The organism is Micromonospora sp. NBRC 110037 (assembly GCF_001652995.1).
In the GTDB taxonomy this organism is placed as follows: Bacteria; Actinomycetota; Actinomycetes; order Mycobacteriales; family Micromonosporaceae; genus Micromonospora; species Micromonospora chalcea.
The window spans coordinates 930554-946342 of sequence record NZ_BBVA01000002.1; the positions used below are offsets into that span (position 1 = coordinate 930554).

The following is a 15789-nucleotide window of genomic DNA, read 5'->3' on the forward strand; positions in this document are numbered from 1 at the left end:
CATGCCGCAGATGAGGGTCGCCGTGGCCGGCGCCGGCATCGCCGGGCTCGCCTTCGCCGCCGCCCTGCGCCGGGCCGGGATCGACTGCCACGTGTACGAGCAGGCCGAACAGCTGACGGAGGTGGGCGCGGGTGTGCAGGTGGCGCCGAACGCCACCCGGCTGCTGCACCGGCTGGGCCTGCGTGACCGCCTGCGTACGGTGGCGGTGGCGCCGCAGGCGATCGAGATGCGCCGCTGGGACGACGGCACGCTGCTGCAACGCACCCCGCTGGGCAGCGCGTGCGGACGCCGCTTCGGCGCGCCGTACTACGTGGTGCACCGCGCGGACCTGCACAGCAGCCTGCTGTCGCTGGTGCCGCCCGACCGGGTGCACCTGGGCGCCCGCCTCACCGCCGTGACGCAGACCGCCGACGAGGCGTACCTGCACCTGTCCAACGGCACCACCGTCGCGGCGGATCTCGTGGTGGGCGCCGACGGCATCCACTCGGTCGCGCGCGAGCAGATCGTGGCGGACCGGCCGCGCTTCTCCGGGCAGTCCATCTACCGCGGGCTGGTGCCGGCCGAGCGGGTGCCGTTCCTGCTCACCGAACCCCGGGTGCAGTTGTGGCTCGGGCCGGACCAGCACTGCGTCTGCTACCCGGTGTCCGCCGGCCGGCAGGTGAGCTTCGGCGCGACGGTGCCCGCCACCGACTGGCGGCAGGAGTCGTGGTCGGGCCGGGGCGACGTGTCGCAGCTCGCGGCCGCGTACGCCGGCTGGCACCCGGACGTCACCCGGCTGATCACCGCGGCCGACCGGGTCGGCAGGTGGGCGCTGCACGACCGGGACAGCATCGACCGGCTCAGCGCGGGACGGGTGACGCTGATCGGCGACGCCGCGCACCCGATGCTGCCGTTCCAGGCGCAGGGCGCGAACCAGGCCGTCGAGGACGCGGTGGTGCTCGCGGTCTGCCTGGCCGGCGTGGAGCCGGCGGGCCTGGGCGCCGCGCTGCGCCGCTACGAACGGATCCGCCTGCCCCGGACCACCCGGATCCAGCGCCAGTCCCGGGCCAACGCCGAGACGTTCCACCTGGCCGACGGCGCCGACCAGCGCCGCCGGGACGTCGCCGCGCAGTCCTCGTCCGGCCTGGACCGCCACGAATGGCTCTTCGGGTACGACGCCGAGAAAGCCACCACGACCAGCGGAGGCACCTGATGGAACTGACCGGAATCGAGTCGAGGGTCGCCCTGGTCACCGGCGCGGCGCAGGGCATCGGCGCCGCCGTGGCCGGTGTGCTGGCCCGGGCGGGCGCGCAGGTGGCGGCGGTGGACCGCAACGCCGAGGCGCTGACCACAGTCGTGACGAAGCTCGCCGCCGAGGGCGACTCGGCGCGCGCCTACTGCGTCGACGTGTGCGACAGCGACGCGGTGGACGCGCTGGTGCGGCGGGTCGAGGACGAGATGGGCCCGGTCGGCATCCTGGTGAACGCCGCCGGCGTGCTGCACACCGGACCGGTCGTCGAGCTGTCCGACCGGCAGTGGCGCCGGACCTTCTCGGTGAACGCCGACGGCGTGTTCCACGTGTCCCGGGCGGTGGCGCGGCGGATGGTCGGCCGCCGCCGGGGCGCGATCGTCACCGTGGCGTCCAACGCCGCCGGGGTGCCGCGTACCGAGATGGCCGCGTACGCCGCCTCCAAGGCCGCGTCCGCCCAGTTCACCCGCTGCCTGGGGCTGGAGCTGTCCGGCTACGGCATCCGGTGCAACGTGGTCTCGCCCGGCTCCACCGACACCCCCATGCTGCGGGCGATGCTCGGCGAGGGCGCCGACCCGAGCGCGGTGATCGAGGGCACGCCGGGCGCGTACCGCGTCGGCATCCCGCTGCGCAAGCTGGCCCAGCCGCGCGACGTGGCCGAGGCGGTCGCCTACCTGGTGTCCGACCAGGCGGGCCACGTGACCATGCACGACCTGTACGTCGACGGCGGCGCGGCCCTGCACGTGTGACGCCGTGGCACGGAAACCGGAGGCGAGAACCGATGGCCATGACCCCGATCGCGCCGTACCGCATGCCCGGCGACGGCGACCTGCCCGGCACCACGCTGCCGTGGCGTCCGGACCCGGACCGGGCCGCCGTGCTGGTGCACGACCTGCAGCGCTACTTCCTGCGCCCGTTCGCGGCCGGGGAGTCCCCGATGGCCGAGCTGCTGCCCAACGTCGCGAAGCTGCTCGCCGCGGCGCGGGCGGCCGGCGTGCCGGTGCTGTACACCGCGCAGCCCGGCGGCATGAGCCGGCGGGACCGCGGGTTGCTGCACGACCTGTGGGGCCCCGGCATGAGCAGCGACGAGGACGACCGGGGCATCGTCGACGACGTCGCCCCGCAGCCGGGCGACACGGTGCTGACCAAGTGGCGCTACAGCGCGTTCTTCCGCAGCGACCTGGAGGAGCGACTGCGCGGCGCCCGGCGGGACCAACTCGTGGTCTGCGGCGTGTACGCGCACATGGGGTGCCTGATCACCGCCTGCGACGCGTTCAGCCGCGACATCGAGGCATTCCTGGTGGCGGACGCGCTGGCCGACCTGTCGCGTGCGGACCACCTGATGGCGCTGCGCTACGCCGCGGACCGCTGCGCGGTGCCGTTGTGGACGGCGGACGTGCTGGACGACCTGGCGGGCGCCGCCGGCGCGGCGCGTCCGGATCGGAGCAGCATCAAACGATGAGGAGAGCATCGATGTCGGAACGGACCCGGGTCGTGGTCGTCGGCGGCACCTCGGGGATCGGGCGGCACTTCGCCCGGTTCTGCGCCGAACGCGGAGACGACGTGGTGATCACCGGCCGTTCGGCGGCCCGGACCAAGACCGTCGCGGACGAGATCGGCGGGCGGACCCGGGGACTCGCCCTCGACCTGGCCGAGCCGGAGCGGATCGCGGACGCGCTCGCCGACGTGCCGCACGTCGACCGGCTCGTGATCGCGGCGCTCGACCGCGACCACAACACCGTCCGCGCGTACCGGCCGGGCGACGCGGCGCGGCTGCTGACCGTCAAGCTGGTCGGCTACACGGCGGTCCTGCACGCCCTCGCCCCGCGGATGACCGACGAGAGCGCTGTCGTGCTGCTCGGCGGCCTGGCCAGCCACCGGCCGTACCCCGGCTCCACCACAGTCACCACCGCCAACGGCGGGATCAGCGCGCTGGTCCGGACCCTGGCGGTGGAACTCTCGCCGATCCGGGTCAATGCCCTGCACCCGAGCATCGTCTCCGACACGCCGTTCTGGAGCGACAAGCCCGCCGCGCGGGAGGCCGCCGCGACGCGCGCGCTCACCCGGCGGCCGGTCACCATGCGGGACTGCACCGAGGCGATCGACTTCCTGCTGACGAACCGCGCGATAAACGGGATCAACCTGAACATCGACGGCGGAGACGTGCTCATCTGACGCCTGCGGCCATCCGCCACGGCCCCCACCACCCGGTCGCGCCCTGCCCGTGCTCCCGCTGCTCGCGGGAGTACCGGGCCAGGTCGCGGGCGGAGAACAGCGCCATGCCGGCGTGGAATCCGGTCACCGGCACCGGAACCCGCGCCCAGTAGGCGAGCCGGCCGTCGACGTGGAACTCCACCTCCGACGTCGGCGCCCGGTAGGTGATGGCGTAGCCGTGCGCCCGGCCCGGCTCCGTCGGCACATCCAGGACCACCCGGTGGACGTAGTGCTCGTGCGGCTGGGTGACGCCGGGCAGCGCGAGGCGCTCGACAGTCGCGTACACGGTGTCGTTCGTCGCGGCGGCGTTGAACACGACGCCGGTCTCCAGGTCGAACAGTGCCACCGTGCCGAACGCGTCCAGCAGGTCGTGCGGGATCTGCCGGTACGTCCGCACGCCCATCTCCACCTCGACGGTCAGCGTGCCCTCCGCCGGCACGGCGAAGCGTCGCACCGACCGGTACATCTGCTTGGCGTTGTTCTGCCGGGGATCGGTGTCGTGGAAGCGGGTGAACGGGTCGACGGTCAGCTCCAGCCGCCCGTCGCCGGTGCGGACGCGGGCGTTGCGGTCCTGGTACCTGTGGGTCTGCCCGTCCGCGCCGGTGATCGACATGACCGCCCAGCGGGCGGGGTCCAGCTCGCGGCCGGTGAAGTCGTCGTACGTCCACGCGCTGGTTCTCAGTGCCGACGTCATGCAGTCACCATCGGACGCCGGCCGGGCGCGGGCATCACCCGTTCACGCGGTTCGGCCGGGCCGGGCACGCCAATGCGCCGGCAGCCTCCCGGAAATCCCGTGATTAAGCCATGCCGCAGCGTGAGCGGTCGCCGAGACTGACGCCGCACGCCATCTCCGCATCGTCTGCGACGTTCTCACCAGGGGGAGAGAGCAATGGACACGGCAGCTCCGGCACCGGACGGCGGTCGTTACCTCGCCGTCCATCACAGCGCAGAGTTCAGGGAACTACGGCGACGATCGAGCACGGTCACGCTCTGGGCCAGCGTCGCCTTCTTCGGGTGGTGGTTCCTCGGCAGCCTGCTCGCCACCTACGCTCCGGACTTCTTCCGGGAGAAGGTGGCCGGCCCGGTCAACGTGGGCCTGCTCTTCGTCTTCCTGTCGTTCACCTTCGTGGTGACGCTCGCCGCCTTCTACCTGCGCTACGCCCGCACGCGGCTCGACCCGCTCAGCGAGAAGATCCGCGCCGACCTGGAAGGAGCGTCCCGATGAGCGTCGTCCTCGCCGACCCGCCACCCCCGGTCGACAACACGTGGGCGACGCCCGCGATCGCCGTCCCGGTCACCGTCGTCCTCGCGCTCGCGGTGCTCTACCTGGTCCGCTCGGCGCGCGCCAGCACCACCACCGCGGACGGCTTCCTGCTGGCCGACCGGCGGATCGGGCCGGTGCAGAACGCGCTGGCGGTGGCGTCCGCGCCGCTGATGTACTCGACGATGTACATCATCACCGGCCACATCGCGCTCAGCGGCTACGACGCCATCCTGCTGATGACCGCCTTCACGATGGGCACCATGCTCGCGCTGTTCCTCTTCGCCGGGCCGGTGCGCAACGTCGGCGGCTACACGCTCGGCGACCTGCTCGCGGTGCGCGTCCGGGAACGGCCGGCGCGGATGGCCTCGGCGGTGCTCACGCTGCTGACGTACGTCATGCTGACCGTGATCATGATGGCCGCCATCGCGTTCATCTTCAACCGCTGGTTCGGCGTCGACGCCCTCGTCGGCCTGGTCCTGCCGGTCTTCGTGGTCGGCCTGGTCACCGTCGGGTACGTGTACCTCGGCGGGATGCTCGGGGTCACCCGCATCCTGGTGTTCAAGCTGGTGCTGTCGGTGGTCGTGGTGGGCGTGCTGACCGCCTGGGTGCTGGCCCGCTTCGACCTGAACCTGTTCAGCCTGCTGGAGCGGGCCGAGGCCAACGCGGCGCCGGTGCCCAGCGGCAGCGACCTGCTCGGCCCGGGCCGGCTGTTCGGCGAGGGCGCGACCACGCTCGTGCACCTGTCGAAGCTGTTCGCCATCGCGGTCGGGGTGGCGGCGATCCCGTTCCTGTTCATGCGCAACTTCGCGGTGACCAGCGGGCGGGACGCGCGCCGGTCGACCGGGTGGGCGTCGATGATCATCGTCGGGTTCTACCTGTGCCTGTCCGTGGTCGGGCTGGGCGCGGTCGCGATCCTCGGCCGGGACAACATCGGCGTCATCAAGGCCCACCGCGACATCAGCTTCCCCAAGCTCGCCGACGAGCTGGGCGGGCCGGTGATGGTCGGCTCCCTCGCCGGCGTCGCGGTGCTGACGATCGTCGGGGTCTTCGCGCCGCTGCTGCACAGCGCGGTGACGACGGTGACCAAGGACCTGAACGTGCTGCGGGGCCGCCGGCTGGACCCGGCCGCCGAGCTGAAGGACATCAAGCGCAACACCCTGATCATCGGCGTCGGCTCCGTCCTGCTGGCGGTCGCGATGCTGCCGGTACGGACCCACATCTTCATCCCGACGTCGATCGACGTGGCCGGCGCGGTGGTCCTGCCGATCGTCGTCTACGCGCTGTTCTGGCGCCGATTCAACACCCGCGGCCTCCAGTGGACGGTCTACGGCGGCCTCGCGCTCACCGCGTTCCTGGTGCTGTTCTCCAACGGCGTCTCGGGCGAGCCGGACGCCATCTTCCCGGACCGCAACTTCAAGTTCGTGGACATCGAGCCCGCGCTGATCACGGTGCCGGTCGGCTTCCTGCTCGGCTACCTCGGCTCGCTCACCAGCCGGGAGCGCGACGACGCCGCCTTCGCCGAGATGCAGGTCCGGTCCCTCACCGGCGCGGTGGCCACGGGACCGGCGCGGCCGGCCGCCGTCGACGACGAGGACCGCGACGGCCGCCAGGACCGGGCGCCCAGCCCGGTGAGCTGACCATCCGCCACGGTGTGGGGCGGCCCCCTCCGCCGTCCCACACCCCCTCGGGAGGCAACTGTGGATCCGGTACCGGTTCTGGTCGTGGGCGCGGGCCCGGTCGGCATGGTCACCGCGCTGGCGCTCGCCCGTCACGGCGTCGCCTGCGTCCTCGTCGACCAGGGCTTCGAGACGTCCGTCCATCCCAAGCTGGACTACGTCAACGCCCGCAGCATGGAGTTCTTCCGGCAGTTCGGCCTCGCCGACGACGTGCGTGCCGCCGGGGTCGCGCCCGAGCACCGGTCCGACGTGATCTGGTCGACCGGCCTCGCCGGTGAGCCGATCACCAGGTGGGGCCTGCCCTCGGTCACCGAGGAGTGGCGCCGCATCGCCGAGCACAACGACGGCACCCAGCCGGCCGAGCCGGGCCAGCGGATCTCCCAGATCGACCTGGAGCCGGTCCTGCGGGCGCGCTGCCGGCGGGAACCGCTCGTCGACCTGCGCCTCGGCGTACGGTTCGACTCGCTGACCCAGGACGACGCGGCTGTCACCAGCGTGCTGGCCGACGACACCGGCGGCGAGGTCCGGCTGCGGTCGCGGTACGTCGTCGGGTGCGACGGCGCGTCGAGCCGGGTCCGCCGGGCCGTGGGCATCGGCGAGGAGGGCTTCGACGTGCCCGGCCTGCCGGGCGCGTTCATGGTGCACTTCACCAGCCGGGACCTGGACAGCCTGCACCGGCACGGCCGGTTCTGGCACTACTTCGCGTTCCGGTACGTGATCATCGCGCAGGACGAGGTGGACACCTGGACCGCGCACGTCAACGGGATCGACCCGAACGAGTTCGACGAGCCGCCGGCCGACCCGGAGGCGTTCCTGCTCGACACGATCCGCACCGAGCTGCGGATCGACAAGGTGCTGCTCACCTCGCGCTGGCGTCCCGGCTTCATGCTCGCCGACCGGTACCGCGCCGGCCGGGTGCTCCTCGCCGGGGACTCGGCGCACCGGATGTTCCCCACCGGCGCGTACGGCATGAACACCGGCATCGGTGACGCCATCGACGTGGCCTGGAAGCTCGCCGCGGTGCTCCGGGGCTTCGGCGGTCCCGCGCTGCTCGACAGCTACGACGCCGAACGCCGCCCGGTGGGGCGGCGCAACATGCACACCTCGCACCGGCACCTGGGCGTGCACCTGCGGGCGGGGGAACTGCTGCGCGACGGCGCCCCGCTGCCGTCCGTCGCGGCCTTCCTCGACGCCGAGCGGGGCGAGAACGAGTACCGGGGCATCGAGCTGGGCTACCGCTATGCCGGCTCGCCGGTGCTCCGGCCGGAGGGCCCCGCCGAACCCCCGGACGACCCGCGGGCGTACACCCCGACGACCTGGCCCGGCGCCCGCCCGCCCAGCCTCCTGCTCAGTGGCGGGCAGCAGATCTTCGACCGGTTCGACCCGGCCACGTTCACCCTCGTGGACTTCACCGGCGACGGCGCCGCCGATCCGCTGCTGGCGGCGGCGGCCGCGCGGGGCCTGCCGGTCACCCACACCGTGGTGACCGACGCCCGGGCCCGCGAGCTGTGGGAACGCGACCTCGTCCTGCTGCGGCCGGACCACCACGTCGCCTGGCGGGGCAACACCGCGCCGCCGGACCCCGACGCCGTGGTCCAGCGCGTACGGGGTGGCGGATAGGCGCGACGTGCCGTCACCGGCGGCCGGGTCACGCGCACACGCGACCGGCGGTCCGGCTGACTCTCGACTGGAGGACAGATGCAGCAATCCGGTTCAACGGCGGAACGCAGCCCACTCGGGCCGTGGGAGGGCAAGCCGGCGGTCCAGCAACCGGACTGGCAGGACCACCCGGCGTACGCCCAGACCTGTGCGGCGTTGGCGGCGGCCCCGCCGCTGGTCCCGCCCGGGGAGGTACGGCGGCTCCGGCAGGCGTTGTCGGAGCTGGCGTCGGCCGGCGGGCTCCTGCTGCAGTTGGGCGACTGCGCCGAGAGCCTCTACGAGTGCACCCCCCGGCACACCTCCGACAAGATCGAGGTCATCGACCGGCTGGGGGACCGGCTCAGTGAGCTCACCGGGCGCAACGTGCTGCGGGTGGGCCGGATGGCCGGGCAGTTCGCCAAGCCCCGGTCGCAGGCGACGGAGTGGCACGACGCGCTGAGCATCCCCTCCTTCCGCGGCCACATGATCAATTCCGAGCTGGCCGCGCCCGGTACGCGCAAGGCCGACCCGCGCCGCATGTGGTGGGCGTACGAGGCGAGCGACCGGGTGCAGCGGGTGCTACGCGCCCACCGGGAGGGGGCCGGGCGGGCCGCGCGGACCGAGGGGCCCTGGTCGAGCCACGAGGCCCTCGTTGTCGACTACGAGTCCCGGCTGATCCGCCGGGACCCGGACACGGGTGAGCGCTACCTGGCGTCGACCCACCTGCCGTGGGTGGGGGAGCGGACCCGCCGCTCCGCCGAGGCGCACGTGGCCATGCTGTCCACTGTGGCGAACCCGGTCGGCTGCAAGATCGGGCCGGACGCCGACCCGGACGAGGTTCTGCGGGTGTGCGAGGCGCTCGACCCGCGGCGCGAGCCCGGCCGTCTCGTCCTGATCCCGCGGATGGGCCGGGACCGGATCCGGGAGGCCCTGCCGCCGATCGTCCGCGCGGTGGTGAACGCGGGCCACCCGGTGCTCTGGTTGAGCGACCCCATGCACGGCAACACCGTCAAGGCCTCGGTCGGCCTGAAGACGCGGCACCTCTCCGACGTGGTCACCGAGGCGCTGCGGTTCCGCGACATCCTCGACCGGCAGCGGCAGCACGCCGCCGGGCTGCACGTCGAGGTCGCCGCCACCGACGTGACCGAGTGCGTCGGCGGGTCCGTGGCCGGCGAGGACGACCTGGCGCGTCACTACACCTCGCTGTGCGACCCGCGGCTCAACCCGGGGCAGGCCACCGAGTTGATCGAAGCGTGGGCCAAGGACACCGCGACGGTCGGCCCGGCGCCGCGGCGGCCCTGAGGTCACCGGTCCGCATGCCGACCGTTTTCGAACTGCGGGAAAATTGACAGAAGGAGACCTGCCGGAGCAAATTCGGCCAGGCTAGCCGCGCCGCAGTTCGTCGTCCACTACCTGCGTGGGTAGTGTCTACTACCCGTGCCGGGACCGTCAGTGGTGTTGCCCAGCAGGAATCCCATCGCAATGATGTGTGGGAAGGTGTAATCCTTCGATCGGTGACGCGCGCACCTCATCTTATCCGCACGGAATCCTGTCTCGGCTGAAGCGAGTGTTTCCAATGTGGGGCAACTCAAACACGCTGGAAGTGAAGGGCAACGACGAGAGATTTCCCCTGCCGGACGCAGCTACGGAGGATCGGTCTGTGCTTGGCGAGACGGTTCCGGTTTCCGCGCTGCTGCCCGGCGACTCCCCGCGGCTGGCGGGAGAGAACGTCGAGCACATCCGGCTGCTGGCCGCGATGCACGACCTCCCCCCGATCCTCGTGCAGCGCGGCACGATGCGGGTGATCGACGGCATGCACCGGCTGCGGGCCGCTAAGCTGCGCGGCGACGAGACCGTACGGGTGACGTTCTTCGACGGCGACGACGCCGCGGCGTTCCTGCTCTCGGTCGACGCCAACATCAAACACGGGCTGCCGCTGTCCCGCGCCGACCGGGAGGCCGCCGCCACCCGCATCCTGCGGTTGTATCCGCAGTGGTCGGACCGCGCCGTCGCCGCCGCCGCCGGGCTGTCCCCGACCACGGTCAGCGGCATCCGGCGCCGCCTGCTGCAACCGGCGGCGCGGGAGGGCAGCCGGGTGGGACGGGACGGCCGGGTGCGCCCGCTGGACGGCTCGGCGGGCCGGCGGCGGGCCAGCGCGGTCATCGCGCTCCGGCCGGACGCGCCCCTGCGTGCCATCGCGAAGGAGGCCGGGGTGTCGGTGGGCACGGCGCGGGACGTGCGCGCCCGGCTGCAGGCGGGCCGGGACCCGGTCCTGACCCCGCAGCGGCCGGCGGCCGAGCCCGAGCCGGCCGCCGACGACGGGTCGGAGGCGCGCAGGCGCCGGCCGGGTCAGGCCCCGGCGCCGCCCGTCGACTGGCCGGCGGTACGCGGGAACCTGATCCGCGACCCCGCGGTGAAGTACGCCGAGGTGGGCCGGGCCTTCGTCCGGTGGGCCGACGGGCACGTGGTCGACCCGGCCGCCTGGCGCGAGTTCGTCGACGCCGTGCCGCCGTACTGGCGCACATCGGTGGCCGAGTTGGCCCGCTCGTGCGCCGCCGCCTGGCTGGCGTTCGCCCAGGAACTGGAGGACCGGGCGTGAAAACGGCGGTCCGCATATTTGCGGCGGTTGTCGACGGCGCGTCGAATTCCGTTGCCGTCGCCACTACCCGATCGAGTAGTGGACCGGCGTGAATAACGCGCGTTAATGTTCCTTCGATCCGCTGCCCTCATTTTCGGTGAGCACATTTGTGCGGCGGTCCAATGGAGAGGAGAATTCCCGGTGAAGATTCTGAGGCGGCCGCGGAAACGGCATCTCGGGGGTGCCGCGGCCGTCGCCGCGGCGATCGCCCTGGTGGTGTCGCTGACAAACGGTGTGTCGGCGGCCCCGCAGGCAGCGACCTTCGACCTCGACCACGGGAACGCCCTGACCGACGTCATCTACCCGGCCCTCAACACCGAGCCGCGGGTCGAGTACAGCGGCCGGCCCGGGTCCTGGGCCGCGGACCGGGCCATGCTCATCGAACTGCCGTGGTTCGACGCCCTGGCGGCGTACCACCCCACCGCGGTCGGCATCTTCTCCACCATCGGCCGCCGTCCCGCCGAGGAGCACACGACGCGCAACAAGAACATCGCCGTCATCTACTCGGCCTACACCTCGCTCAGCAAGCTCTACCCGCAGCACGAGGCGACCTGGCAGCGGATGATGGCCACCGCGGGCCTGGACCCGGCGGTCACCGCGGAGGACCGCACCACCGCCAGCGGCATCGGCATCCTCGCCGCGAAGAACGCGATGGCGGCGCGCCGCAACGACGGCACGAACCGGGACGGCGACGCGGGCGGGCGCCGCTACAACCGCGAGCCGTACGCCGACCACACCGGCTACCGGCCGGTCAACAGCCCGTACGAGCTGCGCTTCCCGTCGCGCTGGCAGCCGAACACCATCTCCAAGCGCGAGGTCGTCAACACGCAGGAGTTCGCGACGCCCCAGTTCGGCCGGGTCAAGCCGATCACCTTCGACCGGCCCGAGCAGTTCCGGCTCACCCCGCCGGCGAACCACCACCTGCTGAACCCGAAGGGCTACCGCAAGCAGGCCGACGAGGTGCTGCGCGCCTCGGCCGGCCTGGACGACCGCAAGAAGATGAGCGCGGAGATCTTCAGCGACAACATCACGCCGTACGGCGCCATCGCGCACACGCTGCTGCGGGGCCGGTACAACACCGAGGACTCGGTCCGGTTCATCGTGATGACGGACGTCGCCGGGTTCGACGTGGCGATCGCCTCCTGGTACTACATGCGCAAGTACGACTCGGTGCAGCCGTTCAGCGCGATCCGCCACCTGTACCCGAACAAGAAGCTGACCGCGTGGGGCGGCCCGGGCCGGGGCACCGTCAATGACATCACCGGCACCCAATGGCGCAGCTACCTCAGCTCGGTCGCCATCGCCGCTCCGGAGTACCCGTCGGTAAACGCGGCGGTCTGTGTCGCCTACGCCCAGGTCGCGCGCCGGTTCACCGGCACCGACAAGCTGACCGTGGTGATCCCGGTGCGCAAGGGCTCCTCGATCGTGGAGCCGGGCGTGACCCCGGCCGCCGACATGATGCTGACCTGGAACAGCTACTCGGAGTGGGCCGCCGAGTGCGGGCAGAGCCGGGTCTGGGCCGGCGAGAACTTCCCCGCCTCGGTCGCGGCCGTCGACCAGTACGCGCCGCAGCTCGGTGACCGTGCCTTCGACTTCGTCCAGCGCAAGCTGAACGGGCGCTGATCCCCGCTGTGCCGGTCCGCGCTGCCGGCCATGCCCTCGGGCGTGGCCGGCAGCGCGCGTTCCGACCCCCTCACCACATGTCTTGCATAGCAAGGTATCTTGCGAGGCATGGACGGGGCACGTGAGCGGATCACCACGAACATCCGCAAGGGCGTGCTGGAGTACTGCGTGCTCGCGCTGCTCTCACGGCGCGACATGTACGGCCTGGAACTGGCCGACTGGCTCGCCGTGCGCGGCCTGACCGCCAGCGAGGGCAGCCTGTATCCGCTGCTCGCCCGCATGCGGCAGGCCGGCACCGTGCAGACCCGGTGGGTGGCCCCCGAGCAGGGGCACGCCCGGCGGTACTACGCGATCACCGACCAGGGGCGGGCGCACCTGCGGGTGTTCGCGACGGTGTGGCGGGAGATCCAGCCGCACGTGGACGAGTTGATGGGGGAGGAAGGATGAGCGACGACGGCCTTCCGGAGGCGGCGTGGGCCTACCTGCGGGCGCTGGACGCGGAGTTGTCGGACGTCCCGTCCGGCACGGCGGAGGAGATCGTCGCGGATGTCCGCGCGCACATCGCCGACGCCCTCGACAGCGGGCGGAGCGCCGACGAGGTCCTCGCCGGCCTGGGTGCCGCGCCGGACGTGGCCCGGCAGGCGCGGGAGGAACTGGGGCTACCGGACCAGGACCGCCCGGAGCGGGTCGGCCGGACGCTGTCCCTGGTCGCGTCGGCGGTCGGCGTGCTGATCGCCGTGTGCGTGAGCTTCCTGCTGCCGTCCACAGTGCCGGTCGAGCCGATCCAGGCCGACGCCGGCGAGCCGGGCGTCCTCGGCCGGCTCGGTCCGGGGATCGCGCTGCTCACGCTGCTGCCGGCGCTCGTCGCGGCCGCGCCGCTCGTGGCGCCCGCCCGGGTACGCGCCGGGTCGCGGCTCGCCGGCGCGATCGCGCTGACCATGTTCGCCTGCGCGGCCGGCGAGACGGGCCTGTACTACCTCCCGCTCGCGCTGGTGGCGTGGGCGGCGGCGCTCGTGCCGTGGGCCGTGCGGCGAGGCGCCGGGGGACGGTGGTGGCACGTCCTGGCCGGTGGGATCGTGGCGATGCCCGGCGTGCTCGTGGCGGTCGCGTCGGCCGGCGGCTCGGTCGGTGTCGGCTGGGTGGGCGCGGCGCTGTGGATCGCCGGGCCGGTCGCGGCCGGTGCGCTGTGCGCCTACGGATTCCGGGCCGGGTACGCGGTGACCGCGCTGGCCGGCGCGCTGGTCATGATCCTCGCGATGGCCGAGCGCGGCTTCCTGTTCGCCGCCTTCTGGCTGTTCGGCGGGCTGTACCTGGCGCTCGGTGCCGCCGGGTACGCGGCGGCGCGGCCGGCCGACGGCGACCCCGCCACCGCGCGGGCGGCCGACGGTGACCCCACCTCACCGCCCGTCAACGGCGACCCCGCCGGGGCGCCCGGCGCACCGGCCCGGCCGCGACCTGAGCCGGCCACGGAGGCGGACCCGGAGGCCGCGGCGCCGGCCGGCTAGGCCGGCACGGCCTGCTGATCCGCGGCGGCGTCGTGCGCGGCCATCGCCTCCTGGCGTCCGGGCTCCTCGCGCAGGATCGCGGCGTGCAGCCAGGCGTCCGGGATGGCGAACCCGTCCACGAGCGTGCGCATGTACGGGCGCAGCTCCTTGAGCAGCCCGTTCACCACGCTGGTGATCGTCTTCGAGCGGGCCGGGGTGAGCCGGCCGTGCTCCAGCAGCCAGCCCTTGTTCGCCTCGATCACGGTGAGCGCGTACAGGTCGCAGACCCGGGACAGCAGCTCCTTGACCGCCGGGTCGGCGGTGGCGTCGATCCCGGCGACGAACGCCTCCAGCGTCACCCGGTCGATGTGCGCGGCGGCGACGGCGAGGACGTGGTCCTGGACGTCGTTGAAGATGTCGAAGGGCCGGTCCTTCTTGGTCGACGCGCCACCGCGCAGGCGGCGCACCGCGCTGTCGAGCAGGTGCTCCTCGCGGTCCTCGAAGAGCTTGAGCTGCCAGCCCCGGTCGGTGACCGCGACCTCGTCGTCGCGGCCCGGCACCGCGCTGACCAGACGTGCGATCAGCGCCCGGGCGGCGGTGCGCTCCAGCACCATCTCGCGTACCTGCTCGGCGACGAAGGAGGCGCGTCCCCAGCCGTCGAGCGAGCCGAACTCGTCCCGGTAACCGGTCAGCAACCCCTTGGCGACCAGTTGCAGCAGCACCGTGTTGTCGCCCTCGAACGTGGTGAAGACATCGGTGTCGGCCTTGAGGCTGGGCAGGCGGTTCTCCGACAGGTAGCCGGCGCCGCCACACGCCTCCCGGCACATCTGGATGGTGCGGGTGGCGTGCCAGGTCTGCGCCGCCTTCAGCCCGGCGGCCCGGGACTCCAGCTCCCGCTGCCGGTGTTCGTCGACCGGCCCGTCGCCGCCCTGGATCTCGTCCAGCGCCGCGACCAGCTCCGCCTGGGCGAAGGTCAGCGCGTACGTGGTGGCCAGCGCGGGCAGCAGCTTGCGCTGGTGCGCCAGGTAGTCGTTGAGCAGCACCTCGCGGTCGCCGTCGGCGTCGCTGAACTGCCGGCGGATGTCGCCGTAGCGCACCGCGATGGCCAGCGCCGCCTTGGTGGCCGCCGACGCCGCGCCGCCCACGCTCACCCGGCCCCGGACCAGGGTGCCCAGCATGGTGAAGAAGCGCCGGGAGTCGTTCTCGATCGGGCTGGAGTACGTGCCGTCCTCGGCGACCTGCGCGTACCGGTCCAGCAGCATGTCCCGCGGCACCCGCACGTGGTCGAAGCTGAGCCGCCCGTTGTCCACGCCGAGCAGGCCGGCCTTGGGTCCGGCGTCGCCGATGGTCACGCCGGGCATCGGCCGGCCGTGCTCGTCGCGGATCGGCACCAGCCAGGCGTGCACGCCGTGCCGGCGCCCGCCGGTGACGAGCTGGGCGAAGACCACAGCCATCCGCCCGTCCCGGGCCGCGTTGCCGATGTAGTCCTTGCGCGCCGCCTCGTGCGGCGTGTGCAGGTCGAAGGTCTGGGTCTGCGGGTCGTACACGCAGGTGGTGCGCAGTTGCTGCACGTCCGAGCCGTGGCCGGTCTCGGTCATCGCGAAGCAGCCGAAGAGCCGGCCCGCGACGATGTCGGGCAGGTAGGCGTCGTGGTGCCGCTTCGTGCCGAGCGCGGCGACCGCGCCGCCGAACAGGCCCCACTGGACGCCGGCCTTCACCATCAGTGACAGGTCCACCTGGGCCAGCATCTCGGTGGCGACGATCGAGGCGCCCACGTCGCCGCGGCCGCCGTACTCGACGGGGAAGCCCGAGGCGATGCCCAGTTCGACAGGGAGTTCGGACAGCAGCCGGGTGATGCGCTCGCGAGCCTGGTCACCGGTCTCGCCGTACACCGGGAGGAAGCGTTCGTCGAGGTGTTCGCGGTGCGCCCGGCGGACGTCGGCCCACCGGCCGTCAAGCGTTTCCCGCAGGCGTGCGATGTCGATGCGGCCGGCTGCGTGATCGAACATTGTCACTCCTCGGTG

At 72.8% G+C, this 15789-nt stretch carries 14 protein-coding genes; 12 read left to right on the plus strand and 2 right to left on the minus strand.

Annotated elements, in window-relative coordinates:
* Nucleotide 1 precedes the first annotated feature (1 nt).
* From A4R25_RS03230 to A4R25_RS03245, 4 genes are read left to right on the plus strand one after another with little or no spacing between them, the layout of a single operon-like run.
* Nucleotides 2-1192: an FAD-dependent monooxygenase gene (locus tag A4R25_RS03230; protein ID WP_064445548.1), complete on the plus strand. Its 1191-nt coding sequence runs from the start codon at nt 2-4 to the stop codon at nt 1190-1192.
* Complete coding sequence (locus A4R25_RS03235; RefSeq protein ID WP_064445549.1) at nt 1192-1977, plus strand: 2,3-dihydro-2,3-dihydroxybenzoate dehydrogenase; 786 nt, start codon at nt 1192-1194, stop codon at nt 1975-1977. The genes A4R25_RS03230 and A4R25_RS03235 overlap by 1 nt, the downstream gene beginning before the upstream one ends.
* Nucleotides 1978-2009: 32 nt before the next feature.
* On the plus strand, nt 2010-2690 hold the full coding sequence (locus A4R25_RS03240; RefSeq protein WP_064445550.1) for an isochorismatase family protein: 681 nt from the start codon (nt 2010-2012) through the stop codon (nt 2688-2690).
* A gap of 11 nt (nt 2691-2701) precedes the next feature.
* Nucleotides 2702-3403, plus strand: a complete 702-nt coding sequence (locus tag A4R25_RS03245) for an SDR family NAD(P)-dependent oxidoreductase (protein WP_064445551.1) — start codon at nt 2702-2704, stop codon at nt 3401-3403.
* On the opposite strand, the gene A4R25_RS03250 is transcribed toward A4R25_RS03245, so the two are convergent.
* Nucleotides 3396-4136, minus strand: a complete 741-nt coding sequence (locus A4R25_RS03250; protein ID WP_064445552.1) for a DUF6081 family protein — start codon at nt 4134-4136, stop codon at nt 3396-3398. The genes A4R25_RS03245 and A4R25_RS03250 overlap by 8 nt on opposite strands.
* Nucleotides 4137-4331: 195 nt before the next feature.
* Here A4R25_RS03250 and A4R25_RS03255 point away from each other — a divergent pair, with 195 nt between their 5' ends.
* The 8 genes from A4R25_RS03255 to A4R25_RS03290 all read left to right on the plus strand — a co-directional run bounded on the left by A4R25_RS03255 (nt 4332) and on the right by A4R25_RS03290 (nt 13786).
* Nucleotides 4332-4667, plus strand: coding sequence for a DUF485 domain-containing protein (locus A4R25_RS03255; protein ID WP_043323102.1), 336 nt, complete (start codon nt 4332-4334; stop codon nt 4665-4667).
* Complete coding sequence (locus A4R25_RS03260) at nt 4664-6343, plus strand: cation acetate symporter (RefSeq protein ID WP_064445553.1); 1680 nt, start codon at nt 4664-4666, stop codon at nt 6341-6343. The genes A4R25_RS03255 and A4R25_RS03260 overlap by 4 nt, the downstream gene beginning before the upstream one ends.
* A 60-nt stretch (nt 6344-6403) precedes the next feature.
* Complete coding sequence (locus tag A4R25_RS03265) at nt 6404-8002, plus strand: FAD-dependent monooxygenase (RefSeq protein ID WP_197494848.1); 1599 nt, start codon at nt 6404-6406, stop codon at nt 8000-8002.
* Between the two features lie 78 nt (nt 8003-8080).
* Nucleotides 8081-9322: a 3-deoxy-7-phosphoheptulonate synthase gene (locus A4R25_RS03270; protein ID WP_064445555.1), complete on the plus strand. Its 1242-nt coding sequence runs from the start codon at nt 8081-8083 to the stop codon at nt 9320-9322.
* 358 nt (nt 9323-9680) lie between these two features.
* On the plus strand, nt 9681-10619 hold the full coding sequence (locus A4R25_RS03275; RefSeq protein ID WP_197494849.1) for a ParB N-terminal domain-containing protein: 939 nt from the start codon (nt 9681-9683) through the stop codon (nt 10617-10619).
* A gap of 180 nt (nt 10620-10799) precedes the next feature.
* Nucleotides 10800-12281: a vanadium-dependent haloperoxidase gene (locus A4R25_RS03280; RefSeq protein WP_197494850.1), complete on the plus strand. Its 1482-nt coding sequence runs from the start codon at nt 10800-10802 to the stop codon at nt 12279-12281.
* A gap of 108 nt (nt 12282-12389) precedes the next feature.
* Nucleotides 12390-12728: a PadR family transcriptional regulator gene (locus A4R25_RS03285; protein WP_043323114.1), complete on the plus strand. Its 339-nt coding sequence runs from the start codon at nt 12390-12392 to the stop codon at nt 12726-12728.
* On the plus strand, nt 12725-13786 hold the full coding sequence (locus tag A4R25_RS03290; RefSeq protein WP_064445556.1) for a DUF1700 domain-containing protein: 1062 nt from the start codon (nt 12725-12727) through the stop codon (nt 13784-13786). Before A4R25_RS03285 ends, A4R25_RS03290 begins: the two co-directional genes overlap by 4 nt.
* On the opposite strand, the gene A4R25_RS03295 is transcribed toward A4R25_RS03290, so the two are convergent.
* A complete protein-coding gene (locus A4R25_RS03295) occupies nt 13783-15774 on the minus strand; it encodes an acyl-CoA dehydrogenase (RefSeq protein ID WP_064445557.1) in 1992 nt (663 codons plus the stop codon). The two genes, A4R25_RS03290 and A4R25_RS03295, sit on opposite strands and share 4 nt — an antisense overlap.
* Nucleotides 15775-15789 lie beyond the last annotated feature (15 nt).

Excerpts from the sequence above, each read along its gene's own strand:
- A4R25_RS03230 (WP_064445548.1), top strand. The coding sequence starts at position 2 with ATGCCGCAGATGAGGGTCGCCGTGGCCGGCGCCGGCATCGCCGGGCTC.
- A4R25_RS03235 (WP_064445549.1), top strand. The coding sequence starts at position 1,192 with ATGGAACTGACCGGAATCGAGTCGAGGGTCGCCCTGGTCACCGGCGCG.
- A4R25_RS03240 (WP_064445550.1), top strand. The coding sequence starts at position 2,010 with ATGGCCATGACCCCGATCGCGCCGTACCGCATGCCCGGCGACGGCGAC.
- A4R25_RS03245 (WP_064445551.1), top strand. The coding sequence starts at position 2,702 with ATGTCGGAACGGACCCGGGTCGTGGTCGTCGGCGGCACCTCGGGGATC.
- A4R25_RS03250 (WP_064445552.1), bottom strand. The coding sequence starts at position 4,136 with ATGACGTCGGCACTGAGAACCAGCGCGTGGACGTACGACGACTTCACC.
- A4R25_RS03255 (WP_043323102.1), top strand. The coding sequence starts at position 4,332 with ATGGACACGGCAGCTCCGGCACCGGACGGCGGTCGTTACCTCGCCGTC.
- A4R25_RS03260 (WP_064445553.1), top strand. The coding sequence starts at position 4,664 with ATGAGCGTCGTCCTCGCCGACCCGCCACCCCCGGTCGACAACACGTGG.
- A4R25_RS03270 (WP_064445555.1), top strand. The coding sequence starts at position 8,081 with ATGCAGCAATCCGGTTCAACGGCGGAACGCAGCCCACTCGGGCCGTGG.
- A4R25_RS03285 (WP_043323114.1), top strand. The coding sequence starts at position 12,390 with ATGGACGGGGCACGTGAGCGGATCACCACGAACATCCGCAAGGGCGTG.
- A4R25_RS03290 (WP_064445556.1), top strand. The coding sequence starts at position 12,725 with ATGAGCGACGACGGCCTTCCGGAGGCGGCGTGGGCCTACCTGCGGGCG.
- A4R25_RS03295 (WP_064445557.1), bottom strand. The coding sequence starts at position 15,774 with ATGTTCGATCACGCAGCCGGCCGCATCGACATCGCACGCCTGCGGGAA.